At 67.3% G+C, this 24,587-nt stretch carries 25 protein-coding genes and 2 pseudogenes; 11 read left to right on the top strand and 16 right to left on the bottom strand.

Features of this window, described 5'->3' with window-relative positions; all coding sequences use genetic code 11:
* Window positions 1–413: 413 nt before the first annotated feature.
* Window positions 414–647, top strand: coding sequence for a hypothetical protein (locus tag M1M07_RS10580; RefSeq protein WP_248674108.1), 234 nt, complete (start codon window positions 414–416; stop codon window positions 645–647).
* A 98-nt stretch (window positions 648–745) separates the two neighbouring features.
* Here the strand turns inward: M1M07_RS10580 and M1M07_RS10575 are convergent, their stop codons facing one another.
* Together M1M07_RS10575 and M1M07_RS10570 are read right to left on the bottom strand one after the other, a co-directional pair.
* Window positions 746–1,339, bottom strand: a complete 594-nt coding sequence (locus M1M07_RS10575) for a hypothetical protein (protein ID WP_248674107.1) — start codon at window positions 1,337–1,339, stop codon at window positions 746–748.
* Window positions 1,340–1,721: 382 nt separating this feature from the next.
* Window positions 1,722–2,387: a GntR family transcriptional regulator gene (locus tag M1M07_RS10570; RefSeq protein WP_248674106.1), complete on the bottom strand. Its 666-nt coding sequence runs from the start codon at window positions 2,385–2,387 to the stop codon at window positions 1,722–1,724.
* A 196-nt stretch (window positions 2,388–2,583) separates the two neighbouring features.
* On the opposite strand from M1M07_RS10570, the gene M1M07_RS10565 reads away from it, so the two are divergent.
* From M1M07_RS10565 to M1M07_RS10530, 8 genes are all read left to right on the top strand, one after another.
* Window positions 2,584–3,357, top strand: a complete 774-nt coding sequence (locus tag M1M07_RS10565; protein WP_248674105.1) for an SDR family NAD(P)-dependent oxidoreductase — start codon at window positions 2,584–2,586, stop codon at window positions 3,355–3,357.
* A 43-nt stretch (window positions 3,358–3,400) separates the two neighbouring features.
* Entirely contained in the window at window positions 3,401–4,570 is a 1,170-nt protein-coding gene (locus tag M1M07_RS10560) for an LLM class flavin-dependent oxidoreductase (protein WP_248674104.1), read from the top strand.
* On the top strand, window positions 4,567–5,466 hold the full coding sequence (locus M1M07_RS10555; protein WP_248674103.1) for an isocitrate lyase/PEP mutase family protein: 900 nt from the start codon (window positions 4,567–4,569) through the stop codon (window positions 5,464–5,466). The genes M1M07_RS10560 and M1M07_RS10555 overlap by 4 nt, the downstream gene beginning before the upstream one ends.
* A 5-nt stretch (window positions 5,467–5,471) precedes the next feature.
* Window positions 5,472–6,719, top strand: coding sequence for an aconitase/3-isopropylmalate dehydratase large subunit family protein (locus tag M1M07_RS10550; protein WP_248674166.1), 1,248 nt, complete (start codon window positions 5,472–5,474; stop codon window positions 6,717–6,719).
* The gene (locus M1M07_RS10545; RefSeq protein WP_248674102.1) at window positions 6,716–7,225 is read left to right on the top strand and encodes a 3-isopropylmalate dehydratase; all 510 of its coding nucleotides are present in this window, start codon (window positions 6,716–6,718) and stop codon (window positions 7,223–7,225) included. The genes M1M07_RS10550 and M1M07_RS10545 overlap by 4 nt, the downstream gene beginning before the upstream one ends.
* 20 nt (window positions 7,226–7,245) lie before the next feature.
* Window positions 7,246–7,794, top strand: a complete 549-nt coding sequence (locus M1M07_RS10540; protein ID WP_248674101.1) for an isochorismatase family protein — start codon at window positions 7,246–7,248, stop codon at window positions 7,792–7,794.
* Window positions 7,795–7,958: 164 nt separating this feature from the next.
* Complete coding sequence (locus tag M1M07_RS10535) at window positions 7,959–8,411, top strand: flavin reductase family protein (protein ID WP_248674165.1); 453 nt, start codon at window positions 7,959–7,961, stop codon at window positions 8,409–8,411.
* Window positions 8,408–9,634 (top strand): bifunctional 3,4-dihydroxy-2-butanone-4-phosphate synthase/GTP cyclohydrolase II, encoded by a 1,227-nt coding sequence (locus M1M07_RS10530; protein WP_248674100.1) that lies wholly within the window; start codon window positions 8,408–8,410, stop codon window positions 9,632–9,634. The genes M1M07_RS10535 and M1M07_RS10530 overlap by 4 nt, the downstream gene beginning before the upstream one ends.
* A 669-nt stretch (window positions 9,635–10,303) precedes the next feature.
* Here M1M07_RS10530 and M1M07_RS10525 read toward each other — a convergent pair.
* Window positions 10,304–10,540 (bottom strand): hypothetical protein, encoded by a 237-nt coding sequence (locus M1M07_RS10525; RefSeq protein WP_248674099.1) that lies wholly within the window; start codon window positions 10,538–10,540, stop codon window positions 10,304–10,306.
* A gap of 271 nt (window positions 10,541–10,811) precedes the next feature.
* Here M1M07_RS10525 and M1M07_RS10520 point away from each other — a divergent pair, with 271 nt between their 5' ends.
* Complete coding sequence (locus M1M07_RS10520) at window positions 10,812–11,165, top strand: hypothetical protein (protein WP_248674098.1); 354 nt, start codon at window positions 10,812–10,814, stop codon at window positions 11,163–11,165.
* Window positions 11,166–11,337: 172 nt separating this feature from the next.
* On the opposite strand, the gene M1M07_RS10515 is transcribed toward M1M07_RS10520, so the two are convergent.
* The 7 genes from M1M07_RS10515 to M1M07_RS10485 all read right to left on the bottom strand — a co-directional run bounded on the left by M1M07_RS10515 (window position 11,338) and on the right by M1M07_RS10485 (window position 18,320).
* A complete protein-coding gene (locus M1M07_RS10515) occupies window positions 11,338–12,069 on the bottom strand; it encodes an endonuclease/exonuclease/phosphatase family protein (RefSeq protein WP_248674097.1) in 732 nt (243 codons plus the stop codon).
* Window positions 12,070–12,455: 386 nt separating this feature from the next.
* Window positions 12,456–13,316, bottom strand: a complete 861-nt coding sequence (locus M1M07_RS10510) for a hypothetical protein (RefSeq protein ID WP_248674096.1) — start codon at window positions 13,314–13,316, stop codon at window positions 12,456–12,458.
* Between the two features lie 827 nt (window positions 13,317–14,143).
* Complete coding sequence (locus M1M07_RS10505) at window positions 14,144–15,172, bottom strand: YhcG family protein (RefSeq protein ID WP_248674095.1); 1,029 nt, start codon at window positions 15,170–15,172, stop codon at window positions 14,144–14,146.
* A 9-nt stretch (window positions 15,173–15,181) separates the two neighbouring features.
* Window positions 15,182–15,460: a hypothetical protein gene (locus M1M07_RS10500; RefSeq protein WP_248674094.1), complete on the bottom strand. Its 279-nt coding sequence runs from the start codon at window positions 15,458–15,460 to the stop codon at window positions 15,182–15,184.
* A gap of 360 nt (window positions 15,461–15,820) precedes the next feature.
* Entirely contained in the window at window positions 15,821–16,129 is a 309-nt protein-coding gene (locus tag M1M07_RS10495) for a hypothetical protein (RefSeq protein ID WP_210063347.1), read from the bottom strand.
* A 154-nt stretch (window positions 16,130–16,283) separates the two neighbouring features.
* Window positions 16,284–16,805 (bottom strand): hypothetical protein, encoded by a 522-nt coding sequence (locus M1M07_RS10490; protein WP_248674093.1) that lies wholly within the window; start codon window positions 16,803–16,805, stop codon window positions 16,284–16,286.
* 1,023 nt (window positions 16,806–17,828) lie between these two features.
* Window positions 17,829–18,320: a hypothetical protein gene (locus M1M07_RS10485; protein WP_248674092.1), complete on the bottom strand. Its 492-nt coding sequence runs from the start codon at window positions 18,318–18,320 to the stop codon at window positions 17,829–17,831.
* Between M1M07_RS10485 and M1M07_RS10480 the strand changes: the two genes are divergently transcribed.
* On the top strand, window positions 18,308–18,853 hold the full coding sequence (locus M1M07_RS10480; protein WP_248674091.1) for a hypothetical protein: 546 nt from the start codon (window positions 18,308–18,310) through the stop codon (window positions 18,851–18,853). The genes M1M07_RS10485 and M1M07_RS10480 overlap by 13 nt on opposite strands.
* Before the next feature lie 475 nt (window positions 18,854–19,328).
* On the opposite strand, the gene M1M07_RS10475 is transcribed toward M1M07_RS10480, so the two are convergent.
* The 6 genes and pseudogenes from M1M07_RS10475 to M1M07_RS10450 all read right to left on the bottom strand — a co-directional run.
* A complete protein-coding gene (locus tag M1M07_RS10475; protein ID WP_248674090.1) occupies window positions 19,329–19,529 on the bottom strand; it encodes a hypothetical protein in 201 nt (66 codons plus the stop codon).
* A 210-nt stretch (window positions 19,530–19,739) separates the two neighbouring features.
* Entirely contained in the window at window positions 19,740–20,810 is a 1,071-nt protein-coding gene (locus M1M07_RS10470) for a DUF2637 domain-containing protein (protein WP_248674089.1), read from the bottom strand.
* Between the two features lie 134 nt (window positions 20,811–20,944).
* Window positions 20,945–21,097, bottom strand: a complete 153-nt coding sequence (locus M1M07_RS10465; protein WP_006933579.1) for a hypothetical protein — start codon at window positions 21,095–21,097, stop codon at window positions 20,945–20,947.
* 149 nt (window positions 21,098–21,246) lie between these two features.
* Entirely contained in the window at window positions 21,247–22,029 is a 783-nt protein-coding gene (locus M1M07_RS10460) for a ParA family protein (protein WP_044475753.1), read from the bottom strand.
* Window positions 22,030–22,796: 767 nt separating this feature from the next.
* Window positions 22,797–23,277 (bottom strand): annotated as a pseudogene (locus M1M07_RS10455) (dihydrofolate reductase family protein); the annotation flags it as partial.
* Between the two features lie 372 nt (window positions 23,278–23,649).
* Window positions 23,650–24,587, bottom strand: a pseudogene (locus tag M1M07_RS10450) (hypothetical protein); the annotation flags it as partial.

Below are 24,587 nucleotides of genomic sequence, written 5' to 3'. Positions count from 1 at the left end.
GGGGGTGGAGTCACCGGCGTCGGCGGCACTATGCGGGGATGTTCTGGTCGGCCACCAACGGCGGTCATGTCCTCTACGAGAGCCGTTGGAGTTGGATCGGTTGTGGCTGGCCGATTTCGACATCGAGGTGATGTGGATCGCGGCGCAGCCGATGTGGCTGTGCGGTTCCGAGCGGAACCGCACGCACCGGAATGTGCCGGATCTGCTGTTCGAGCGAGCGGATGGCGGTTTCACGGCGTTTCCGCAGTTCAAAGCTGGTCGCCTAGCGACATGCTGGCCGGCAGACCGCCGGCCAACCCCAATGGGAAGCGAACGCCTACAACCGAATTGCGGACGGAGAATGGAGCTTCTACGACTCCGGCCGCTTCACCTACCAGACCGGCGACAACGACCCCCTCGAAGGCACCTACACGGTGTCGGGATCCACCGTCACCTTCACCGGCGAGCACTCCTTCACCACCACCACCACCAGCACGAGTCAGACCACGATGAACGGCACCATCGATCTCTCGACGGACCCCCCGGTGATGGCCTTCGAGCAGGTCTCCGGACAGGGGTCGGCCGCCGTCGTCAACGACACCCCGTTCGGCTCGAACAGCACCGCCGGGTACACCGGCACGCTCACGGTGATCCCGACCACCAACTGAAGGCGGCGACCCGACCGTTCGGGTCTGTCCGCCACGCCGATGCCGTGGATGAACCGCGCGAAGCGGGGCGGCAACCCCACGAGGCACGTTGTCGGCCCCTATCCCCGCCGGGGAGGCAGCTGCTCGTGGCGGATCCGGTGGGGTGCTGTCGCACCGCACGCCCCCAGCGGACACGAATCTTCTGTTTGCGCAGCGCCGGCTCCACCACGTGAGGTTTGCCGCTGGGGGTTCCCCTCCTGCGGGCTGAGGTCGAGCTCGAGGGCGACCGCGCAGGTGAGGGCGTCCTCGGCGGGGAGCGCGGCCTGCTCGGCGGGGGTGAGGTCGTCGCGTCCCGCCGCCCGGTGCTCACATGGGCACTCGCCCACGGGATACACACCGCCACGACCCTCACCGCACCGACCGAGGTCACGGTCTGTGCGGTCAGAACCCCGGCCGGCACCCGCCCCGGTCGTCGGCGCCGCCATCTCGGTGAGCGGCCACCGCGACCACAGCAAGGTCTTGCGCCGGCGGGGATGAGAGGTGATGCCGTACCCCCCGTGGGTGCCGGCGTCGGCGACATGGCCGCCGTCCGAGAGCAGGTCACGTTGCCCCTCGGTCACCACCAGCAGGTCCGCATCCACCGCGCGGAGGCGGCGTACTCGCACCGCCCGCGAGGTCGATCCACTCGCCCACATGGCGTTCCAGGTCGCCACAAGTGAGTTCGGTGTTGTCCACCTTGTCCACGCCGGAACCCCACGAGGGCCTGGTAACCCCTTCGGGGAACCATCCGGCGTCCTCCCGTCGCGGGCGAGCAACGGCCGGGTCGTCGGACTGGCACCGTCGCTCGAACGGGGCGAGGTGAGCATCCCCCATCTCTAGTCGCAAGCAGCGCCGAGGAGTCAAGGTCCCGGTCACTCCCGCGGCGATCACTCCCTTGAAGTCGAGGTGGGCTATGGGAAGTTCGGGTCAGGTGTCCCGTGCTTTCAGCGCCAGGATGAATTGGCCATCCGCAATGGCCACCCGTCGAAGGGGACGTTATACCGGCCGTGCCGTAATTGAGTCGTTGGGCGTACACGCTCAGCCGCTGAGTCCCCGTCATGCGAAATCGTGAGTTGGAAGTTTGAGTATGTCGCTGCAGGTGTGCCGCAGATGGGCGCGCATCAGATCCTCCGCTTGGTTTCCGTCTCCCGCCAGAATCGCTTCGGCGATCTCTTCGTGTTCTGCGATCGAGTAGTCGACGAAGTTCGACTTTGCCGAGCGGAACTGCAGCCGGAAGGTCTGCGTTTCGAGACGATCGGTCAACTCGATCAACCTTGGGTTTCCGCTGAGCTCGACGATGATCCGGTGGAATCGGAAGTTCTCGTCGAAGTAGGTGGGCTGATCTCCGGCCGCAGCGATCGAACGGGACTTGTCGATGGCGGAGAGCACTCGTTCGCGATGTCCTGGGGCGTCGATGTTCTGCGCGGCGAGTCGAGCGCTGAGACCTTCGAGGACTTCCCGCACCTGATAGAAGTGAGCGACGTCTTCGCGGGTGAGTCGACGGATCGATGCACCGCGATGCGGCTCCAGCTTCACCAACCCGTCGCTGCCGAGCTGGGCCAGGGCCTCTCGTAGAGCGTTGCGTCCAACGCCCAGCTCCTGCATCAAGTCGGGTTCTATCAGCCTTTGGCCAGGGACGAAGCGTCCGACTCGTACGCCCTCGCGTATGGCCTCTACTGCCCGTTGGACCGCGGTGGGTCGCTTGGCTGTCTCCGTCGTCATCTCTACCCCCTTGGGGCAATCGGCTGCGTCAGTGGTCGTTGACGTTTCTTCCTCGACTCAACTTACCCATTGACAGCCTACTAAAACGTCCCTAGATTTCGTAGGACGATCGTTGAGTCTTGGATCACAACTACCGGGTTCGGCGATTGCAGTCCCCTCTCTGGGAATGACCGGAGCCGTACCGACAGGAGAGAACATGAGCAGATTCGAAGAAGGCGCATCGGCCCTGGTGACAGGCGCCGCGGGCGGGATCGGTCGTGCGATCGCACGGAGGTTGGCGGCCGAGAACGTCTCGATGACCCTCACCGACGTGGATCCGGAAGGGCTGCTCGACGTGGCCCGGGAGGTGACGCACCTCGGGGGGAAGGTGGTGGCCGAGGTTGGTGACATCACCGACGCCGCCTTCCGCGCTCGCCTGGTGGAGCGATCGATCCAAGAGTTCGGCCGTCTCGATGCCCTGATCAACAACGCGGGCATCATGGTCAGTGGTACTCCCGACTCGATCACCGAGGAAGCCTGGGACCGGATCTACGGCATCAACGCCCGCGCTCCGTTCTTCCTCGTGCAGGAGGCTCTGCCCCACCTGATCGCCACCAAGGGCGCGATCGTGAATCAGTCGTCCGTCCTCGGTCTGGTCGGCATGGTCTCGGGAGCCAGTTACGTCTCGTCGAAGGCCGCAGTTGTCGGTTTGACCTGGGCGTTGGCTGCGGACCTTGCTCCTCACGGCGTCCGTGTCAACGCCGTGTGCCCCGGAACCATCGACACCCCCATGCCATGGACTTACGCGGAGGCAGCACTGGGGCCGGGACACGAAAAGGAGGCGGAAGAGGTCTTCGTGGCCCGGCAACTGATCAAGCGTATGGGCACTCCGGACGAAGTCGCCGCCGTCGTCGTCTTCCTCGCGTCGTCCGACGCCTCCTTCATGACCGGAGCTGCCGTCCCTGTGGACGGCGGCTGGAGCGCGTCGTAACCCTGTCTAAACCCCACGCCCCTGAGTTGAGGAAAGGCCTGCAATGAGCACGAAAGACTTGAGTACATCCCGCACCGATGCCCCCCTGCTGAACAACGAGAATGCGTTCAAATTGGCAGTATTCGGCGTCAACGTGAGCTCCGGTTGCTCGATGACCTCCGCGGAGGGAACCGTCGAGGTCGACTGGGCCGAGACCAAACGAATCGCTCGCGCCGCCGATGCGGCCGGCCTCGATGCCATGGTCCCTGTAGCGCGTTGGAAGGGGCCCGGCGGAGCCATCAACTTCAACGACCGTTCCTTCGAAGCCTTCACCTGGGCCGCTGCTGTTGCTGCCGTCACCGAGCGACTCCAGGTGCTCGCTACCATCCAGGTGCCCACGGCGCACCCTTTGCGAATCGCGAAGGAGGCAGCCACCGTGGACCACATCAGCGGAGGCCGATTCGGCCTCAACGTCGTGGCGGGCTGGAACGAACCTGAGCTGGCGATGTTCGGGATCCCCCAGCGTCCGCACGACGAGCGCTACGACGTCGCCGCCGAGTGGGTGTCGATCATCAAGCGGCTCTGGTCCGAGGACACGTTCGACTACGAGGGCACGTACTTCCGCGGAACGGCCCTTCATTCTTCCCCGCAGCCGGTGCAGGCACCCGGCCCTCTGATCATGAGCGCCGGTGCGAGCGGTAAGGGATTGGCCTTTGCAGCCGAGCATGCGGACGTCAACTTCATCCAGGCACCCGACCTTGCAGGGCATGCTCAGAAGGCCGAAGTGGTACGGCAATCCGCTCGCGAGTTCGGCCGCGAAATCGCGGTGATGGGCATGGGGTACGTCGTCTGTGCCGACACCGAAAAGGAAGCACAGGACTACTTCGACTACTACGTCAATCAGCGCGGTGACTGGGAGGGCGCCGCCAACATGATGGGCGTCGCCGCGGCCAACATCGAAGCGATGGACATGAGCACCCGAGCGGCGATGACAAGCATGGTTGCCGGTTACACGGCGCAGCCTCTGATCGGAACACCGGAGCAGATCGTCGACAAGATCCTCGGCCTGTCCCGGGCGGGGCTCGACGGCTGCACCTTGAGCTGGGTCGACTACGACGAAGGCATCGCCCAATACCAGGAGCAGATCCTGCCCCTGCTCGTGGAGGCGGGGCTTCGCGCAGAGGTGAAGAACAGCACCTCTCAGGGTGACGTTCGTGCGGCGGTGGGTCTGTGAACCGTTCAACCACGACCAGCCCGGCCCGCACTCTGCGGCACCTCCTTGCCACCGACGAGCTGATCACCGCACCCGGCGTCTATGACGGCATCTCGGCCTCTGCCGTGCGTGCCCTGAGATTTTCGGCGGCATACATGACCGGCGCCGGAGTCGCGGCCTCGGGCTTCGGACTTCCGGACATCGGGCTGACCTCCCTTGCCGAAATGGTCGATCGGGCCCGCATGCTCGCCACCACCCTCGGCGAGATTCCTCTGATTGCCGATGCCGACACCGGCTACGGCAACGTGGTCAATGTGACCCGGACCATCCGGGAGTACGAACAGGCCGGAGTAGCGGCTATCCAGCTCGAAGACCAGGCCTTCCCCAAGAAGTGTGGGCACCTTCCCGACAAGGAGCTCATCACAGCAGACGAGTTCTGCGATCGTCTGGCCGCCGCGTTGGAGGCACGAACCGATCCGGACCTGGTGATCATCGCGCGTACCGACGCCCGAGGACCGCTGGGGTTGGACGAAGCTATCACCCGGGCCAACCGGTACGCCGAAGCCGGCGCTGACGTCATCTTCGTCGAAGCCCCCCGCAGCCACGAGGAAATCGCTCGGATCGCCACCGAAGTCTCAGCACCACTTCTCCTCAACGTGGTCATCGGCGGGTTGACACCCTCCGTCGACGAGTCGACGCTGCGCGCTCTGGGCTACCGCCTTGCCATTCACCCCACCACCCCCTTACTGGCCGCAACGACCGCCATGCAGAAGGAGTTGCAGAAGCTCGGAGGGGCGCGAGGCATCGCCGACGATGCCGGTACGTCGCCGACTGCCTTCTTCGAACTGGTCGGACTCCGCGAATGGGCCCAGATCGGGGAGAAGTTCCGTGTCAGCAATCTCGGGGAGCAACCGTGACCGGGATGACGATGGTCGAGAAGATCTTCGCCCGTTCCGCAGACGTGGACTCGGTCTCCGCAGGACAGACGATCGTCTGTGACGTCGACATGGCCGTCATGCTCGACCTGAGCTTCGGCCTGGGGTGGCAGGACCCCACCCGAATTGCCGATGCCACCCGAATGGCCGTGATTCTCGATCACGCTGTACCCGCACCATCGATCACCGACGCGGACGCAGGACGCCGGGCCCGTGCCTTCGTGAAGCGATTCGGCATCGAGCGGTTCTTCGACGTCGGTCGGCACGGCATCTGCCACCAAGTGATCGCCGAGAATGGACTGGCTCGTCCTGGCGAGATCCTGGCGTGCACCGACTCGCACACCTGCGCAGCCGGCGCCTACAACTGCGCCGCCCGAGGCCTGGGCATGGCCGAGATGTACTCGATTATGTGCACCGGCAGGACGTGGTTCACAGTCGCACCGACCATCCGCTACGACTTCTACGGCGCAATGGCACCGATGGTCAGCGGAAAAGACGTCTTTCTGCACATCGCCGGCAGATTCGGGGACGCCACCAACCGCAACCTCGAGTTCGGCGGTCCGGGCATGCACACCATCCCCATGAACGACCGCCGCACGATCGCGACTCAGGCGGCGGAGATCTCGGCGGATTTCGCCACCTTCGGGGTGGACGAGGTGTGCCGCCGGTTCCTCGACGAGCACACCGATCGCCCCTACACCCCTGCGGACCCGGACCCGGACGCTCACTACGACGATGTGCGAAGGATCGATCTCGACCGGATCGAACCCCATATCGCCCTTCCCGGCGGTGTCAGTCGCAACGCGATACCCGTCACCGACCTCGCCGACTCCGTCGCCGTCGACCAGTGCTTCATCGGATCCTGCGCGAACGGACAGCTTGAAGACCTGCGCATTGCAGCCGAGATCGTTCGCGGCAAGAAGGTGGCGGATGGGATACGTCTGATCGTCACACCGGCCTCCCAGAAGGTTTATCTGCAAGCGCTCCAACTCGGCTACCTGGAAACCCTGTCCTCCGCGGGGGCCGTGGTCACCAACTCCACGTGCGGTGCCTGCTTCGGCTACCACATGGGGGTTGTCGGTGCAGGAGAAGTTGCGCTGACCGCCAGCACCCGGAACTTCACGGGACGGATGGGCAGCCCGGACGCTCCGGTCTACATGGCCTCACCGGCAACGGTTGCCGCCTCGGCGTTGACCGGCCGCATCACCGATCCGAGGATGGTGACCGTCGGATGAAGACGCAAATAGAAGGTCGTGCCTGGGTTCTGGGCGATGCGGTCGATACCGATGCCCTTTATCCCGGGTTCGCGATGCGTTTGCCGCTGGAAGAGGCCGCACAACACGTGCTGTACGCCGTTCGGCCCGGATGGACCGAACAAGTCCGACCCGGTGACATCCTCGTGGCAGGCCGCAACTTCGGCCTCGGCTCGAGCCGGCCCGTAGCGGCGCTGCTGAAGTTCCTCGGCATCAGCGCTTTGGTCGCCGACGAGTTCAACTCGCTCTTCTACCGCAACAGCATCAACTACGGGCTCCCTGCGGTCACCGCCCCAGGAATCGCCAGCAACGTCCGCGACGGCAACCACGTCAGGATCGACCTGACAACCGGGACGGTCGAAAACGTCGACACCGGCTACCGCACCACCACAGATCCGCTCCCCACATTCGTCTTGGACATCCTGGCCGCCGACGGTCTGATGGGGAAGTTGGCAGCAGACGGATTCATCCCTTCCACAACGCAATAGCCCAATCACAGGAGCACTTCATGCACACCGCGACCGACCTACAAGTCCTGTTCGCCGACATCCAGCCGGACCATCTGCCGCTGAGTGCCACGAACGCCCCGGACACCATCACGCGCTCTGCCAGTGTGCTGGCCCGAGTCGCTCGACTGCTCGAGATCCCGGTGACCTCGTCCGTGCTCGCCAGCTCCGAACACGGCAATATCCCCGAAATCGCCGTCGAACATCCCGACACCTGCTTCCCGCGACTGTCGCCGTGCGCGCTGCTCGACGACACCACCCGCAAGCGACTGGAGGCGAACAACCGGCCGATCTTGGTGCTGGGGGGCATCGCGACGGAGATCGTCGTGCTGCACACCGGGCTCGAGGCTCTCGCCGCCGGATACCAGGTGCACCTCCCCGTCGACCTGTGCGGGGGGCTCAGCGCACGCACCGAACAAGCGGCATTGCGGCAGCTCGAGAAGGCAGGCGCCCACCTGACATCTGTACCAAGCCTGTGCACCGGCGTGATCCGCGACTTCACCGTTTCGCCCGATCAGGACGTCTTGAAGGAAGTGCTCTCGCTGCTTTAAGCCCCTGGCAAGCCGGCTCGAACCCACCTCGCGGTGACACGGACGACAGGCACCCGGCGCAGGCTGGCCCAGCACACCCCGCCTGAGCCGCGATGTATCCACAATCCTCGGGAGCAACAGTGAACACCACAATCGACGCAACATCCGCACAGCTCAGAGACGTCATGGCAGGAGTGTGTACTCCCGTGTCCGTGATCACCGCGATGGACGAAGGCAGACCCCACGGTACGACCGTCAGTGCCTTTGTCTCCCTGTCGATGACGCCTCCGCTGGTCCTGGTCTGCCTCGACCGCCAGTCCACGCTGCTGCAGATCATCCGCAAATCCAACTGCTTCGGCGTCAACATCCTCGGCCGGCACCAGTCGAACCTGGCGACCACGTTCGCCAAGAAAGGGTTCGACAAGTTCGCTCAGGTCCCGTGGACGCTGCACGAAGGTTCCCCGAGGCTGCACGGGGACAGCGGATGGATTGCATGCGAGGTCTTTCAACTGGTCGACGGTGGAGATCACGTAATCGTGTTCGGTCATGTGCTCGCCGCGATCACGTCCGAGACGCCGCCGCTGACGTATCACAACCGCGCCTTCGGAACTCACGCCCCGCTCGAGGCGACGTCATGATCAGTTCCACCAGGACCACAGTTGCGGAGGCGATCACTGCTCTCCGGCAGGGAGAGATGATCATCGTCGTCGACGACGCAGACCGGGAGAACGAAGGCGATCTGATCGTGGCCGCCGAGTTCGTCACGTCAGAGCAGATGGCGTTCATCGTCCGCCACACCACCGGCATCGTCTGTGCCGCGATGTCCGGTGCGCGCGCCGATCGGCTTGAGCTTCCCCTCATGGTGCGGGAGAACACCGACACTCACCACACCGCGTTCACCGTCACGGTCGACCATGTCGACGCCGGCACCGGAGTAAGTGCACCCGACCGTGCACTTACCGCTCGTGCCTTGTCAGATCCGCATTCCATGCCCCACATGCTCCGCCGTCCCGGGCACGTGTTCCCCCTACGCGCTCGCGAGGGCGGCGTCCTAGAACGGCCCGGACATACCGAAGCCGCTGTCGACCTTACGACACTGGCCGGACTCAGCGGTGTGGGCATCATCGCCGAGATCATCGCCGACGACGGAACCATGCGTCGGGGCGGCGATCTGAAAGCCTTCGCCGACGTGCACGGCCTGCCCTTGCTGTCCGTGGCCGACCTCGTCGAGTTCCGGCGAAACAGCGAACGATCCGTTACTCGGTCCGCAAGCACGGTCTTGCCTACCCAGTGGGGGGAGTTCCAAGTCCATGCCTATCGGTCCGAAGCGGACGGGACCGAACACGTTGTTCTCTGCAAGGGTGATATCGCAGAGGTCGGCCAGTCCGACAGAGGAGTGCTGGTCCGGGTCCACAGCGAATGCCTGACCGGTGACGTCCTGAAATCCCGCCGATGCGACTGCGGCACACAACTCGACCGATCGCTCGCAGCAATAGCGGAAGACGGTTGCGGTCTCCTCATCTACCTGCAAGGACACGAAGGCCGCGGGATAGGGCTTGTCAACAAGATCCGGGCTTACGAGCTTCAGGACCAGGGACTGGACACCGTCGACGCCAACACCGTCCAAGGACTCCCCGTCGACGCACGGTCGTATGAAGCCGCCGCTCGAATCCTCACCGATCTGCAGGTTCAGCGAATCCGGTTGATCACAAACAATCCCACCAAGACCACCGAGCTACAGCAGTGGGGCATCGACGTCGTCGAACGTGTCAGTCACGCTCCTGTGGAAACACCCCACAACCGTCGCTACCTACAGTCCAAGCGAGACCGTCTCGGACACCTACTCCAGACCAATCCCTGACAGTTACTCCACGTCGCACCTGATCGGGGACGGGTACTTCCGAACTTGACGGAGCCGGACCACGGGATTTGCAAAGATGCGTCGCGAACGTCCGATCCCGCGGTCCGGAACCCGACCATCGCACTCCGACCGCGCATGACGACGCCGAACCCCATGCACCAACTCTCGACCGCACATAACGCCGACCCAGTCAGCAGAAGAGGAAGGGACTGTAAGAACGGACAGACCCAGGGCGTGCTTCAAATGCCCGCTGATTCATAGCCACTGGTTGCAGGCGGCGACGTAGACGGTGGCAAGATACCGCACGGCGAGCCTGTCGTAGCCGGTGGCCACCGTAAAGTGCATCCCACAAAACGATCTGAATCTGTCTACGACCATGCCCGAGAACGCCTTACCGCAGTAGTCGAAGAAGGCCGTGGCCGTGCTCGACGCTCGGCACGACGGTGTGCTCGCCACGGAATGTGCGGACGAAATCCTTGACGAGCGGACCGCCCCAGCCGGCCCCCAATAAGGAGCGATGCGTTGAACACCATGCTTGACAAACTGTTCGTAACTCCGATGACATGGTTGCTGGCTGTGCCGATCGTGGTTCTCGACCGTCTGCTGACCACCAGTCCGATCGAAGCGCAGGACTGGGACGACGCGTGCAACGCCAGAGCTGGTGCCGCATCACGCCACGTTTGCCCTGTCGACGATCTCGCGTAGCCACTCGTCCTCGGCGTGCTTGTGGCGCCAGATGATGTAACGACGGATCATCGACGCCTGCTCCCGATGCCTGCCGTGGTCGGTGCCGACGAGGGCGAAACACCGCAGCGTCGTGAACTGCGCCTCGATCCGGTTGATCCAGGAAATGTTGGTTGGGGTGTAGGCGATCTCCACGTTGTTCGCCTGCGCCCACTTCGCCACCCGCCGACACCTTGCGGGTGGTCAGGTGCGGGGCGACGTTGTCACACAGCACTGGTCCACCCGCACGATGCCCGCCCCCGCCGGCGCGCCCGGAGTGCCGGACGTTCCGACGGAGGCTTTCCCGGTGGGCCCACCGACACCGACCCCCGGGGCGGGTGGGGGTGCGGCGCCGCTCCCCCGGCCAGAGCCGGCAGCGAGCCCCACGGGTGCGGGCACGCGGTTGTCCTACCTGCCAGCGGTGATTGTCTCGCTGGTTGCCAGTGTGGGCGTGATGATCGGCAGCGTCGGCCCGTGGGCGAGCTTTCTGGCGTTGTCCACACACGGCATCGAAGGTGACGGCGCCGTCACCCTGGTCCTGGGAGCACTCGCAGCTGCCGCCCTGATCTCCATTGTTCGAGGCGGGGGCACCGCGGGGTTCGGGCGCCGGTGGGCCAGCCCGCTGATCGGAGCCCTCTGCCTGATCATCGCGATGCTCGATCTTTCCGAGGTGGCCTCGGTCGGCACCGCGTTCGTCGGCCAGCGACTCGGACTGCAGATCGGGTGGGGACTGTGGCTGATGACGATCTCCTCGCTCGTGCTGCTGATCGCCGGGGCATCGGCGGCGAAGAAGACCCGGAAGAAGTAGCGACTGACGGGACCACTCGGACCGCGACCGGCACCGACCCCTACCCGAGACGACGCGCTCGGTGAGCGGCATCCGCGGCGTGGATCCGTCGCGGCACGGCGGGGTGGATCCGTCGCGGCACGGCGGGGTGGCACGTGCCACCCGTCGAAGGACTCCTCGACCGCCGCCGCACCTACCCCACACCAGCGGGACGCAACGTGCACACCACCCCGGCGTGATCGCTCAACCGGCCTTCCTCGTCGCTGCCCGCCCAGGTGCGCACCGTGGTGCAGTCCAGGTCCGAGGCGATGTGATCGATCAGCGGGCCGTGCTCGACCTCACCCCCGGTGTGCAGCGTCCAGCGTGCGAGCACCTCGCTCAGGCGCGTGGACACCCGGACCGGTTGCCGACGCCGAGGAACACGTTGGTTGAAATCGCCGGCGACGACAGTGGGGATCCGCGGATCGAACTGCGCCGCGAGCTGCTCGATCTGAGCGCAACATTCGAGATGTTCGGACCAGGTCGTCGCGTCCCGCCGCCCGGTGCTCACATGGGCACTCGCCCACGGGATACACACCGCCACGACCCTCACCGCACCGATCGGGGTCGCGGTCTGTGCGGTCAGGACCCTGCCGGCACCCGCTCCGGTCGTCAGTGCCGCGACCTCGGTGAGCGGCCACCGCGACCACAGCAGTGTCTTGCGCCGCTGGGGATGGGAGGTGATGTCGTACCCCCAGTGGGTGCCGGCGTCGGCGACATGGCCGCCGTCCGGGAGCAGGTCGCGTTGGCCCTCGGTCACCACCAGCAGGTCCGCATCCACCTCGCGGAGGCGGCTGCGTACTCGCACCGCGCGCAAGGTCGATCCGCTCGCCCACATGGTGTTCCAGGTCGCCACAATGAGTTCGGTGTTGTCCACATTGTCCACGCCGGAACCCTACGAGGGCCTGGCCACTACCCCGGGGACCATCCGAAATCCTCCCCTCACGGGGAGCAACGGCCGGGTCGTCGGACCGGCACCATCGCTCGGACGTGGCTAGGTGCGAGCTGCACGGTCCCGTGCTGATGGGCGCAGGTCAGGGAGAGAGGATTCGGAGAATTAATCATCTCCGTATGTTGCAGAATTCGATGTGCTGATGTGAGGGCCCTGCGCCCCTCCGCTGTAGTCCTCCCCGCGTCGACCGAGCGGCCGGCAGCCTATCTCCTCTGTGGGCCCGGTCGGACCGGCAGCGCCGACACCCGGCCGGGCACCGATTCGCCCGTTCCCACAGCGCCGATGCCGGGCGCAAGGGCCCGCCCCGGGAGGGGCAGCCGTCAGCTCGCCTCGGTCGAGCCCGAGGTCGCGGACCCGGCGCGCACCTCGCGCAGTTCGGCGCGCAGTTCGTCGGCGCGTTCGCGAGCGGCGTCGGCCTGGGCGCGGGCCGTGGCGGTCTCGGCGCGGGCGCCGGCGAGGTCGGCGCGCACGGCCTCGGTGCGCTCCCGCTCGGCGGCGACGTCGGCGCGGGCGGCGACCAGGTCGGATTCGAGCCGACCGACGGTGGCGGCGGCCTGATCGGCGGTGGCGCGGAGCCGGGCGAGCTGGTCGCGCTGCTCCTCGACCAGGGCCTCGAGCTCGGCGGTGCGCCGACGGTGCGCCGCCTCCGACTCCTCGAACCGGGTCGTCCACGCCTCCACGGCCGCAGTGTGATCGGCGTGCAGGCGGTCGAGTTCACTCTGGTGGTCGCGGCGGGCCGCAGCGAGCGCGGTCGCGGCGTCGTCGGCCTGCGCGAGCGCGGCGGCCGCGGCCGCGTCGGCGTCGGCGCGCTCGTCCAGGGCGGCGTCGAGATGCTCCCGCAGCCGGGCGATCTCGGCGCCGGCGTCGGCGCGGACCTTGTCGGCGTCGGCCTGCACCCGGCGCAGGTGTGCCTCGAGCGCGGCCGGGTCGGACAGCAGCGCGGTGGCCGCGGTGATCGACGCGGCCACCTCGCTCAGCCGCTCGAAGGCGGCCTGGGTTTCCTGCCGCAGCAGCGGCACCGCCTCGGCCAGGGTGGTCACGGCCGCCGCCGGATCGGTCGGGGTGGCCGCCTCGAGCCGCTCGGCGCGGGCCGCCTCCTTCTGTCGTTGCCGCCAGGCCCGGACCCGCTCCGCGTCCGAGGCGTACTCGCGGCGCCGCCCTCCCCTATTGCCCTCGGTCATCGCTCCGTCCTCCCGATCGCCGCCTGAGCCCTGGCATGATGCTATCTCAAACGTATCGTTTCGTACGTAATATGATACGTACGAATGATTGGGTTGCCCGACCTGATGCCAGGCCGGGGAGTCGGCTGTCGGTTCTTGCCGGGGGGGCTGGCGCGTTTCTCACCGGACCGGGCGCCGGGGTAGGGCACGTTTCTCACGGATGTGGCGGAGATGATGCCCCGGTGCTGGGACATGCAGAGGAGGGCTGCTGGGCTGACGGGGTCGAGACGGTGCCATGGCCGAGAGCGGTGTGGAGCGACGGGTGCCGTGGGGTAGTGGCTGCCGGCGGCGGTCGACGAGCCGCGTCGGTCGGGGGCGCTCGTTCCCGTCGTATCGCGGGCAGCGGAGCTTTCCGGGGGCTGGTGCCGGCCGGCGCCGGGCCGGCAGCGCGGGGGTCCGAATCGGGGCTGAGCGGGATCATCTGGTGGCGTGGGATTTCGAGACCTCGGTGGTCGGCATCGGGTCGCAGCCGTGGTGGCTGGGCCGTGGGACGCGCGAGGGCGACCGTGCCATGCCGTCCTGCCCGCATCCCTGCTGCTGAGCCGAGGCGGTGGCGACCTGGCGGCGCGAGGTGTGCACCACGCCGCTGCCGTGGAGGGACGGCGCGGAGCCGGCCGGCGGGGACTCCCCGTGGGGCCATGTCGCCGGTCCTGTCCCCCGGTGTGAGGGGGAGCTCTCGTGGCGGCTCCGGCGGGGGCGCTGTCGGACCGCACGCCCCCCTGGTCGGACACGAATGTCCCTCCTCACTCACCGGATCCACCCCGTGACGTGTGGTGCCGGGGGTGCGCCTACTGCGGGGCGTGGTCGTCGAGTTCGAGGGCGACCGCGCGGGTGAGGGCGTCCTCGGCGGGGAGCGCGGCCTGCTCGGCGGGGGTGAGGTCGTAGCGGGAGACGGCGATCGGCTGGGTGGTGCCGGCGAGGGCGTACCGGACGACGGACTCGTTCTTGTCGGCGACCAGCAGCATCCCGACCGTGGGCTGGTGCTGCGGTCGCCGCAGCCGGTCCTCGACCAGGGTGACGTAGAAGCCGAGCTGCCCGGCGTCGCGCGGGTCGAATTTCGTGGTCTTGAGTTCGATGACCACGTACCGGAGTTGCTCGACGTGGAAGAACAGCAGGTCGACGAAGAAGTCGTCGCCCTCGACCTCGAAGTGGACCTGGCGGCCGACGAACGCGAACCCGGGTCCGAGCTCGCGCAGGGTGTCGATGATGCGCTCGACGAGCCGATCCTCGAGCTCTCGCTCGACGGCGTCGCCGTCGATGGCGAGGAACTCGAGGGTGAACGGATCCTTGGTGATCTGCTGCGCGAGCTCGGAATCGGGGCGCTCGAGCGCGTGCGGGAAGTTGGACGGGGCCGCGCCCTCCCGCAGGTGCAGCCCGGTGGTGATCTGGTGGGCCAGCACGGGCCGACTCCAGCCGTGGGCGAGGTCCTTGGCGCTGTACCAGTCGCGCAACTCGGCGTCGTCGAGCTTTTCGAGCAACTCGATGACGTGCCCCCAGGGCAATTGGCCAACGGGTCGTTGACCAATTGCGTCGGAGTCAGGCCACGCCTCGGCGAACCGGCGCATGTACTTGAGGTTGGCCGGGGAGAACCCCTTCACCGTGGGGAACTCGGCGCGCAGATCCGCCGAGAGCCGGGCCAGGACCTTGCTGCCCCAGGGGGCTGTCTTCTGTCGCTCGATGATCGTCGCGCCGATCTGCCAGTAGAGCCGGAGCAGTTCGGTGTTCACCCGGCGTTGGGCGATGTAGCGCGCCTGGTGCACGAGCCGCTTGATGCTCTCGAGCGTGTCGGCGTAGTCGGTCGGGACGAGGGAGGACATTCCTCGACGCTAGTGGACCTCGCCGCCCCCACCACGGCCCCTCCCGGGGGCGGCGGAACCGCTCACCCGGACGGGGCGGGTGGCGGGCGCAGTCGGTCCGCGGCGCCGACCGGGTTCACCGCACGCGCGATCGGCGAGCCGGCCGCCGAGCTCGACGACCTGCACCGACAACTGCTCACCCCGCTCCAGGACCCGTCCCGGCGCGGCAGCCCCCGGGCCGCCGTCGAGGCGACCCGGCTCGACCGCTTCTGCGAACGCGTCGGCGCCCCCACCGTCGTGGTCGGACACTGCGGCAAGGTCCTTCAGGAAGGGGTGTCCTCCCCATCGCGCGGTGCGCCTCGTCCGACCGTCGCCCTCGAGGACGACCTCCCCACCCCACGGTGGTCCGACGCGGCGCCCTGCGGCCCCGGCGAGAAGACGAGGCACCCCGGTCCGACAGCCGCGGCCCGCGGACGCATCGGTGCGCCGAAAGGCGCCGGACCCGGTCGAGTACTCGGGGTCCTCTGCTGCTCTCCGGTACGGCCGCCGGCCACGAGAGGCGACGAGACCGGAACAGCGAGACCGGGCGCCGCGCAGCCGGCTCGGTGTCCGCGCCGGTGGTAGCTGCTCCTCGTGTGGTCCTCGTCGTGGTCGGCGTGGGATCCGGGGTCAGCTCGCCTCGCGGTGGGTGCGGTCCAGGATGCTGTCGTTGACCGCGGCCGCCAGCGTGGCCTGGTGTTCGTAGTCGTCGATCCACTCGAGCACGGCGCCGGGACCGTCCACCCCGACCGTGATCCCGATCCGGGGACGGGTGTCGATGCTCAGATGCACGAAGGGTGAGTCCTGCCCCGGCTGGCGGGTGGTACGTAGGAGGCGGCGCAATGCGGCGGCGCCGGCGATCACGGCGTCGACTTCGGTGGCGGCGGTGCCGGAAGCCTGCGCGACGGCCGGATCGCAGGTGACAGTCCAGGTGTGCACGAGCGCGTCCTCCTTCTGGTCGGTACTGCTTCGGTGCACGCCAGTGTGCCCGGCCGCCCCGGCCGCGACCGGGGCGCACACAGGCGGTAGGGCCGGTTCTGTGGAGAACCGGCCCTACTGTGGACAACTCACTGTGGACAATTCGCTGGAGGGGTCAGCGGCCACCGCCCTGGGCGAGGGCCTTCTCGTCGGCCGGGAGCAGCACCGACCGGGCCACCTGCACCGTGCGGGCCAGCTCGGCGACGAACGCGGTGTGTCCGGCTTTGTCGAAGAACCGGAAGGTCAGCGGACCGGCCTCGACGTCGACCCAGTGGACGTGACGGCGACGCTGCGAATCGAACGCTCCACCGGCGGTGACTTTGGAGGTGGGGACCTGGGACCAGTTCACCGTCACCAGATGCTCGTCGGTCGTGAAGCGGTCCGGGCGCAGCAGGAACTGCTCGGGCAGTGCCATAAGAAACCCGCCGGTGGCGGGGCGGCGCAGCACCGCAACCAGGCCCCGGGCGACCGCCGGGTCGGTGAAGACCATCCGCACCGCGCCGATGGTGGCGAACACCGCCGCGGCTGCGGTCAGGGCGCTGGTCACATCCAGCCGCACCTCCTGCGAGGCTCCGGCGATCAGGATGGTGGTGCGGGTGGTCAAGCTCGGAAAGCTCGGGGTCTGCGACGGGGTCATGGCGACCTTCCTGCTGGAGGTGAGAACCGGCGCGGGTCCGCCTGTTCTTTTGCCCTTCTGGCAGGGAGAATTTGGACCGGCATGAGGGCCGTGGAGTGCAACTTCTGGGACGGAAAAATCTCGCCGGAGCGCAGCGGAGAAGAGAATTTTCCGGGCCGTCAGGCCGCGTAGCGCCCAGGGGTTGCGCGCAGCGGACCGCCGGTCAAAATCGGAAGGCCAGAAGGGCAAATCAGGGTCTTTGTGCAGGGCGGAGCGCAGCGGAGCTCGATTCGGTGTGCGCCGCAGGCGCACCGAGGACCGCGCCCGATGTCGCCGACACCCTCGCCGGCGGAGCGCGTCGGTGCGCGCAGCGGGATCGCGGTCGCAGCTGCTCGTGTGCACCCCGCCGGGCCACCCCCCGTTTTCCCTCTGGCGTGGGCGGCAGCGGCCGTGCCGGCGGCGTAGCCGGCCGCCCCTCTCCCCCGCGCTGCGCCGATGCCGCTGGGGTGTGCCGATCGGTGACGGCCCGGCGGCAGGTCTCGTTCACCCAGGGCGGGGCGGCCTCCGCCGACAGAGGCCGGACTGCACGATCGGGCACCCTGCGAGGAAATGCGCAGCGGAGCTGGGGATCCCGGTATCCCGTAGTGGCGCGCACGACCGGGATGGCACCCTGCCCTCCCGCGTTATAGCGCTACAACGCCCGAATCGGCGCCCGAGGCGGCAGCGGTCCGCCGGCCACTACCTCGAAAGAACATGCCGGAGCTACGTTCCTGCGCACCGGCGACTGGGCTAGCGGTCGGCGGCACCGCGGCGGCCCGACCAGCCCGGAGATCTTTGTCCAAAGACCTGGGCGTGATGCACGTGCGGGCTGCGCCGCGCAGCGAGTGGCCGTCCTCGCGGGGTTCTCCGATCGGCGCGGACCCGGTCCCCTCGGTGCGGTACACGCCGGTTCCACTGCGGACGGCGGTGAGCGTACCGACGTCGTCTACGGCCCCGCCGGGCGCCGCGATGGCCGCCCCCAGGGGTGCCCGATCCGGCCGGGGGTTACAGGTCGAACAGGGAGAACTGGTCGGCCTGAGCCTGGGTTTCGATGTCGCGGCGGTGCCGGTCGGCCATGGCGCGGGCGAGGTCTTCGGTGCAGCCGAGTTCGGTGGCGACCTCGCTCCAGTCGCGGCCGTCGTGGCGCAGCTGCCACGCCCACTGGTGCAGCTGTTCGTCGGTCTCCATGCCGGGCGCCCCCTCGATGACCCGGGGGCGCTCTCGCCCCTCAACTCGTGAGCTGCCGCGACGGTAGCCGAGCAGGCACGGATTCTCCGGCAGGCGCGCCGAGGAGGCTCCGGCCAGGTAGGGGTCGTGCGTGGGCCGTGCCGACAGCACCGGCACGGCGCGGCGGGCCTCGGCGGAAGCCGTCCGGACCGGGCAGGGTCGCGGACCACCGGTGGATGCGGTGGGCAGGAGGGGGCCGCGGTGAGCGGCGAAGGTGATCGGCGACCATGCCGTGGGCCGGATACCGGAGGAAGAAGGTGCGCCGGGCAACCGGGGAGATCGTCGTCGACGAGGCGAAGACCAAGGACTATCTGATCTGCGCGGTGGTGGCGGTTTCCGAGGATCCGGCTCCCGCCCGCACAACGATGCGGACGCTCGAGGCCGCACAACCGCCGACCGCTTGCACCGCCGCGACGAGCGCCCGGAGAAGCGGCGGCGGATCGTGGCGGCCTTCACTCGCGCACCGGAAGATCCGGCAGGCCCACCTGTTCACCGCCCCGATCGCCGGTCGCCCGCACCGGCAGGTCCCAGGCCGGTTGCCGGCCGCGGTGGCGATACACAGTACGGAGCTCGGGGCGCGCCGCATCCTGGTCGAATCCTGTGCCCAGGACAAACAGGATCTCGCGGTGCTCACCGGCGCCCTCGCCCACATCGGGGCGCCCACGACGGTGCGGGCGATGGTGGACCGCCGGCACGCGCACGAGTTGCTGGGGGCCGCAGACCTGATCGCCTACGCCGACACCGCGGACGGGCAGCTGCGGCGCGCGATCGACTCGCTGGTCACCGCGGCTCGGGTGCGGTAGACAAGCGCAAAGGCCGGGCGACCACGCACAACGTGCGGGCTCCCGGCCTCACTTTCCTGACTCTTCGCCAGGACACCCTCAACGATAGCGGGCCACTCCCCCAACCGCCCCGCACCACGTATTCGGGAATGCCCACGGGACCCGGGAGCGGACCGTCACCGTGACACCGGCCGGCGCCCTATATGGCCGCCCGGGTGCTCGACACGACCGGGCATCATCGTCCCCGCGAGCCACCATCCGCCCGGGGGCGCTGCATCCTCCAGGTAGGCCGGTGCCCCGGCGGCGGGGGGTGAAGCGCCGGGGCACGCGGGCCCCGCACGTCCGAGGGGACCGTGCGCGACCTGGCGACAATACACAGAACCAACGCCCCACGGAACCAACGCTGCCTCACACGCCGGGACGGAATGTCGGACCGGCGTCGTACGCTGCCCGGTGAGCGCCCCGGCACCCAACGCACCGGGGCACTCGCCTTCCCTCAGGACCACCGCACTCCCGGCCGCGGCGGGCCGACATGGGGCGGCGAGCCGATGGTGACCTCGCAGATGCCGCACGTCCAGGTACGGTGACCGCCGGCGCCGAGAGTGCAGTCGCACGGGATCCAGCCGACCAGAACCCAGTTCGGGATCAGGCGATGGCCGACGGGGCAGATCGTCGGCGCTCGCTCCTGCAGAGCCACACACATGATGGTCGCACCACTTCCCCACCCATGGGAACACATGTTCGAACAGCTCTGTTAGAGTAGGACTCGACGCCCGGACGGCGGGGGAAGCGCCGTCCGGGCGTCATTGCGTTCTCCACCCGCCTCGCCGGGCCACGGCCCACGGTTCGTTCGGTGCTCCGGGCACCTACCCGCACGGCCTGGCGTGCAACCCCGGGTGGAGTCTGGTCACACTGGCACCAACTGCTCCTCGCGGGGAGTGACTGCGTCGAGCGGAAGCGGCACCACCGGCGGGATTTCGAAGCCTTCGGCGTAGGCGGCGTTCTTGAAGCGCTGCCAGCGCCGGCACACCGTCGACGGGGACGGGGTGTCCTCCAGCTCGGTGGCCACCTGCGCATAGGTCAGCTGCGGGCGGTCCAGCAGGATCGCCGCGACCTCCTTCTCTTCACTGCGCAGCGTGCACCCGGCCAGGAACTCGCGCAGGCCCTCGACCGTCTGCCGATAGCCACCGAACGTCGGCGCAAGGTTCGGCTCGGGCGGTGCATCGACAGGAGCCGGGGCCTGCACGACGGCCTCCCCCGATGCATCCTCGCCGTGGCGCCCGGTGCCTTGCGGCTGCACCGTTGCAGGCTCGGCGGCAACGGCGGAGGCATCGGTGTGCACGCGTGCACCGGGGTAATGCACGTCGTGCCCGACGGGTGCATCCTCTGCAGAGTCGTGCACCTCCGATGCCTCGGGTGTGCTCGCGGGCTGCTCCTGGGGGGTCATCAGGTGCGCGTCGTGCACCGCCTCGTTGTAGCGGCCGCGTTCGACGGCCAGCGCCCGCACGATCGTGGTGAACAGATGCAACAGGGCCAGGAACAGCAGCGGCACGATCATCGCAATGCAGGCGGCCATGGCAGCCGGTTGCGGCTGGTACCCGACATCGACACCGGCCGCGGCCTGCGCGTGCCGCTGCCCGGCCAGACGGAAGGCGTGGTAGCCGTTGCCGGCCACGCTGAGCAGGACCGTGCCCGTGGCCAGGGCCTTGCAGTACAAACGGGCACCGCGGAACTCGTCGTCGGTCCCCAACGCAACGAGAGCCAGGGCGGCGGCCGCCTGTGCAACATCGAGTGCCACCGGCGCCATCCAGGCCAGTTCCGGGCGCACGCCGATTTCCAAGGTGAGCTGACGCAACGCATCGAACGACAAGGTGAACGCCAGCGCTGCAAGCACCAGCGTCATCGCTGCAACAGCACCCAGGGCCGTGGTCTTCGAGTGCAATCGGCGGCGTGCACTCTGCACGAGATCGTCCTTCATGGCGAAGTTGTTCTTCCTTTAAGAGTGCCGTTGCGGTCGGGTCTTGGAGGCAGCGCAAACCAGCTTGACTGCAGTGCACTTAGCCATGCGTTCAACGCACTGCATGCAAGGCATGCAAAGCGTGCATGCAATGGTCACAGTCCGTGCTTGTCGAGGTATTCCTCAAGGGCCTTGTCGGTAAGCGACGCCTCGCTGATTGTCCGATCCCCGGTTTCGTAGCGGAGCTTGTCCACTCCCCTGCGAAGCCGCGCTTTGAGGCTGGGCCGGATCCGCGTGTTGTGAGTCATGGTGAGACCTTCTGGTCCCTGCTCCCCCGCTATGACGGTCGACGCCGGCACCGCGGGAGATGGAATGGGTGCAACATCTGACCGGAGTGGCCGCTCCGGCAGGTCTTCGGCCGGGTGAGTCTTGCGGATCGCCGGTTGCCGTTGAGCCGTCACTGTGTGCCTCCGGAAAGAATCGCGAGTTCGGTAAGGAGATCGCTGTATGCGGTCTGGAGGGAAAGAGCGCGTCCGCCACGGAACTGATGGATGGGCTGACGGAGGCTGTGGGCGTCCTGGCGGGCCGCCAACTCCGGGATGATCGTGCGAGCGACGAGATCGCCGTAGCTGTCCCGAAGTTCCTGCTCACGAAAGATATGCTCCCCGGTGTTGCGGCGCCTACTGAGGACTACCTTGTCGAAAGCCAGCTTCGGGTTTGCGCGTTTGCGGACGGTGCGGATGGTTTCGTCGAGTTTCTCAACGCCTTGCACGCTGTCGATTGTTGGCTCGGTGACGGCCACTACCCCGTCCGCGGCGATAAGGACCGCGAACAGCACTTTGCCGAGACTGGGCGCGCAGTCGAACAGAACGATGTCGTAGGGGCTTAGATCCAGACCCTCGAAGGCGACGTCCAGGCGGAACACGAGATCGTTCGATCCGTCCGATTCGATCTTGCCTAGTTCTTCGTCTGCCGGGATGAGGTCGACGCCTTCCCACTCTGTTGCAACCACGGCGTCCGCGGCACTTCCTTCCGCCGTGCGGTTCATCAGGTGATAGGTGGTGAGCATGCCTGCATCGACGGTGACGCCAAGGCCGTTGGTTGCGTTGCCCTGCGAGTCTGCGTCGATGATCAGGACTTTGCCACCTTTGGCGGACACCGCACTTGCGAGCCCGAGGGCCGTTGCGGTCTTCCCTACGCCGCCTTTCTGGTTGGCGATAGCGATCTTGCGCGGTTGCATTGCAAGCCTTTCGGTCAGTGCAAGAAGTGCGTGTCATGCACGTCGTGCGGTGCAGACGTGCCTTGCACAGTTTGCACGTGCAACACGGCATGCGCCTCGTGCACACGCCGCACGTTATGCAAACTTCGCGTCACACGCAAGGCGTGCACTGCATGCATGCATCGCTCTGCGTGCGAGGCATGCATGCAACGCATCACAAGACCGCAGTGCTCGCCTGCACTGCCTGGAGAGCTTGCTCGCATGGGAGTGCATCCCTTGCATGCAGCGCATCGTTTGCATGCAGAGCGCGGCTTGCATGCGTCACATGCAACGGATGAATCCCTATGCACGGCATGCGTTGCATGCTTTCACCGCCGCGCACGCACCGCATGCATGCGAGTCCACGAGGGCGCGATCCGGTACAGCGAAAGGGGGCAAGAAGTGCGTGTCATGCACGTCGTGCGGTGCAGACGTGCCTTGCACAGTTTGCACGTGCAACACGGCATGCGCCTCGTGCACACGCCGCACGTTATGCAAACTTCGCGTCACACGCAAGGCGTGCACTGCATGCATGCCTCGCTCTGCGTGCGAGGCATGCATGCAACGCATCACAAGACCGCAGTGCTCGCCTGCACTGCCTGGAGAGCTTGCTCGCATGGGAGTGCATCCCTTGCATGCAGCGCATCGTTTGCATGCAGAGCGCGGCTTGCATGCGTCACATGCAACGGATGAATCCCTATGCACGGCATGCGTTGCATGCCGTGCCGTGCATGCTTCTAGCGGCCGCGCATTTTCTTCCCAACACCGAGCACGATCGGATGCACCCAGAGGTCGAGACGGTCGAAGAGTTTCTCGCGCAGGAGCGGCTGAACCAGGCTCAGGCTCCCGACGCCCTTGATGTGCTCGTACCGGTCCCGGATCTCGCGCACCGCGCCGACGAGATCTGGACAGCTGCGCGGAGCCGGACCAGGAGAGGTCTGGCCGGCCGCGGGAGGCCACGTACTCGGGGACGCTGTTAAAGAGTGTGGCGATCTCGTCGTCCTCGCCGGCTGTCCTGGTACGGCCAACAGGCGGCGAAGATGTCGTAGGTCCGCAGACCGAGCAGCAGGGAGTCGGTGCTCTGGTAGCCGGCAGTGATCTGCGCGCCCGTGGTCTCGACGAGCAGGGGTGCCTGCCGGCCGCCGAACGGGAAGTCCACTCCGTCTTCGTCGGGGCCGCCGGGCGTTTGCCCGACGAGGTCGAGGGTAACGAACAGTGGATCAGGCCCATGGCTCGGCTCCCAATGAAGTGGGATGTCTCGGTCGCAGAGATAAACTGCGGGCGTGGGGCAGACTCATCGCTGCAACGACCTCTTGCTTCGTGTGTCACCGCCTTGCGCGGTGCATCGGTCACCCCCTCCCGCGGTCGGGGGTCCTTGCCCTGTTCACGCCACCAGGTCGGGGCGGCGCACCGGCACGTAGTTTGTAATTGCGCGGCGGCCACCGTCCTCGCAAGTCACCGGCGCGATCTGCGGCTTGGCAATCCGTAACTGGGCCTGCGATCGTTCCAATCGTGGAATCGCGGGCCTCGGCTGCGCTCATCCTCGCTCAGATCGCCGAAGTGGACTCGTACCGATCTCACGAAGTAGATGCCTGAGGGTGTTCAAGCCGCCTCATTGCATTGACCTGACTCCGTTGGGGGAGTCCCGACCAGGGAGAATAAGCGGGTCACCACGGCTCGCGCCGCACGATAGTCGGCGCGGCCGGTATCGGTCACCGGAAATCGGCCGTACCGCAGCCGAGCGGGCGCGTCGATGGGCAGGGCGATGGTCAGGGAAACCGTGCGGCGTACGCCGGTCTTCTTCCCGCGTCGGCAGCGCCATTCCTGCTCTTCGAGCCACCAACGGTGCAGCTCCCGATCGAAAAGATGACGTCGGACCCGCTGTGCTCCGACACCGGCGGCTCCGACACGATCAGCCGCGTCATCGAGTTTCTCTCGGAGAGAGGGGATATCGGCTCGCGCCTCGGTGGGCACGCCCAATCGGGCGAGGATAGACAGGGTACGAGTGACAGTGACGAGGCTGTACCCCGTCAGGGCAGCCACCTCAATCGAATTTCTGCCCGCTCCGGAAATAATGGGTTTTTCCGAAATCGCAGCCCAGTGGATACGAGCAGCTGCCCCACCCAGCCCGGACCGGTTCGCCCAGAGATCGTGCGTGTGGTGGTCCAGTAAGGCAGAGGGGTGCCCCGGAGCGGGGGCGGGTTCCCCTTGTGTTGCAACCGGTAGCGATACCACCAGTTCGGGAAGTTCGAGTTGCCAGGTGGCGGCACGGGTTCCGCTGCCGGCTCGGACACACCGCACCCAGGACTCGTGAGCCAGCACCCGCAGCCGCCGGGAGACGGTGGAGGCGTCGACGGCCGCGGCCTGGGCGAGTCGGCGGCAGTCGATGTCCAGGACGCGGGTGCGCGCGGTGCGGGCAAGCGCGAGGAGGGCGTAGAGGATGCGTTCGTCGCTGGCGCCGCCGGGGCGGGCCCAGTGCGCGGGGTCGGCTCCGATGGCGGTCTCGATGCGGTCGAGTTCGTCGTCGACCGGTGCCCGGG

The sequence above is a fragment of the Rhodococcus sp. HM1 genome (genome assembly GCF_023218075.1).
Classification (GTDB): Bacteria; Actinomycetota; Actinomycetes; order Mycobacteriales; family Mycobacteriaceae; genus Rhodococcus.
This window is presented reverse-complemented; position numbering and strand designations above follow the sequence as displayed.

What these genes read in the sequence shown, in the direction of transcription:
- M1M07_RS10570 (WP_248674106.1), bottom strand. Translation starts at nt 2,387, where the DNA reads ATGACGACGGAGACAGCCAAGCGACCCACCGCGGTCCAACGGGCAGTA.
- M1M07_RS10565 (WP_248674105.1), top strand. Translation starts at nt 2,584, where the DNA reads ATGAGCAGATTCGAAGAAGGCGCATCGGCCCTGGTGACAGGCGCCGCG.
- M1M07_RS10560 (WP_248674104.1), top strand. Translation starts at nt 3,401, where the DNA reads ATGAGCACGAAAGACTTGAGTACATCCCGCACCGATGCCCCCCTGCTG.
- M1M07_RS10550 (WP_248674166.1), top strand. Translation starts at nt 5,472, where the DNA reads ATGACGATGGTCGAGAAGATCTTCGCCCGTTCCGCAGACGTGGACTCG.
- M1M07_RS10545 (WP_248674102.1), top strand. Translation starts at nt 6,716, where the DNA reads ATGAAGACGCAAATAGAAGGTCGTGCCTGGGTTCTGGGCGATGCGGTC.
- M1M07_RS10540 (WP_248674101.1), top strand. Translation starts at nt 7,246, where the DNA reads ATGCACACCGCGACCGACCTACAAGTCCTGTTCGCCGACATCCAGCCG.
- M1M07_RS10535 (WP_248674165.1), top strand. Translation starts at nt 7,959, where the DNA reads ATGGCAGGAGTGTGTACTCCCGTGTCCGTGATCACCGCGATGGACGAA.
- M1M07_RS10530 (WP_248674100.1), top strand. Translation starts at nt 8,408, where the DNA reads ATGATCAGTTCCACCAGGACCACAGTTGCGGAGGCGATCACTGCTCTC.
- M1M07_RS10520 (WP_248674098.1), top strand. Translation starts at nt 10,812, where the DNA reads ATGATCGGCAGCGTCGGCCCGTGGGCGAGCTTTCTGGCGTTGTCCACA.
- M1M07_RS10510 (WP_248674096.1), bottom strand. Translation starts at nt 13,316, where the DNA reads ATGACCGAGGGCAATAGGGGAGGGCGGCGCCGCGAGTACGCCTCGGAC.
- M1M07_RS10505 (WP_248674095.1), bottom strand. Translation starts at nt 15,172, where the DNA reads ATGTCCTCCCTCGTCCCGACCGACTACGCCGACACGCTCGAGAGCATC.
- M1M07_RS10490 (WP_248674093.1), bottom strand. Translation starts at nt 16,805, where the DNA reads ATGACCCCGTCGCAGACCCCGAGCTTTCCGAGCTTGACCACCCGCACC.
- M1M07_RS10470 (WP_248674089.1), bottom strand. Translation starts at nt 20,810, where the DNA reads ATGAAGGACGATCTCGTGCAGAGTGCACGCCGCCGATTGCACTCGAAG.
- M1M07_RS10465 (WP_006933579.1), bottom strand. Translation starts at nt 21,097, where the DNA reads ATGACTCACAACACGCGGATCCGGCCCAGCCTCAAAGCGCGGCTTCGC.
- M1M07_RS10460 (WP_044475753.1), bottom strand. Translation starts at nt 22,029, where the DNA reads ATGCAACCGCGCAAGATCGCTATCGCCAACCAGAAAGGCGGCGTAGGG.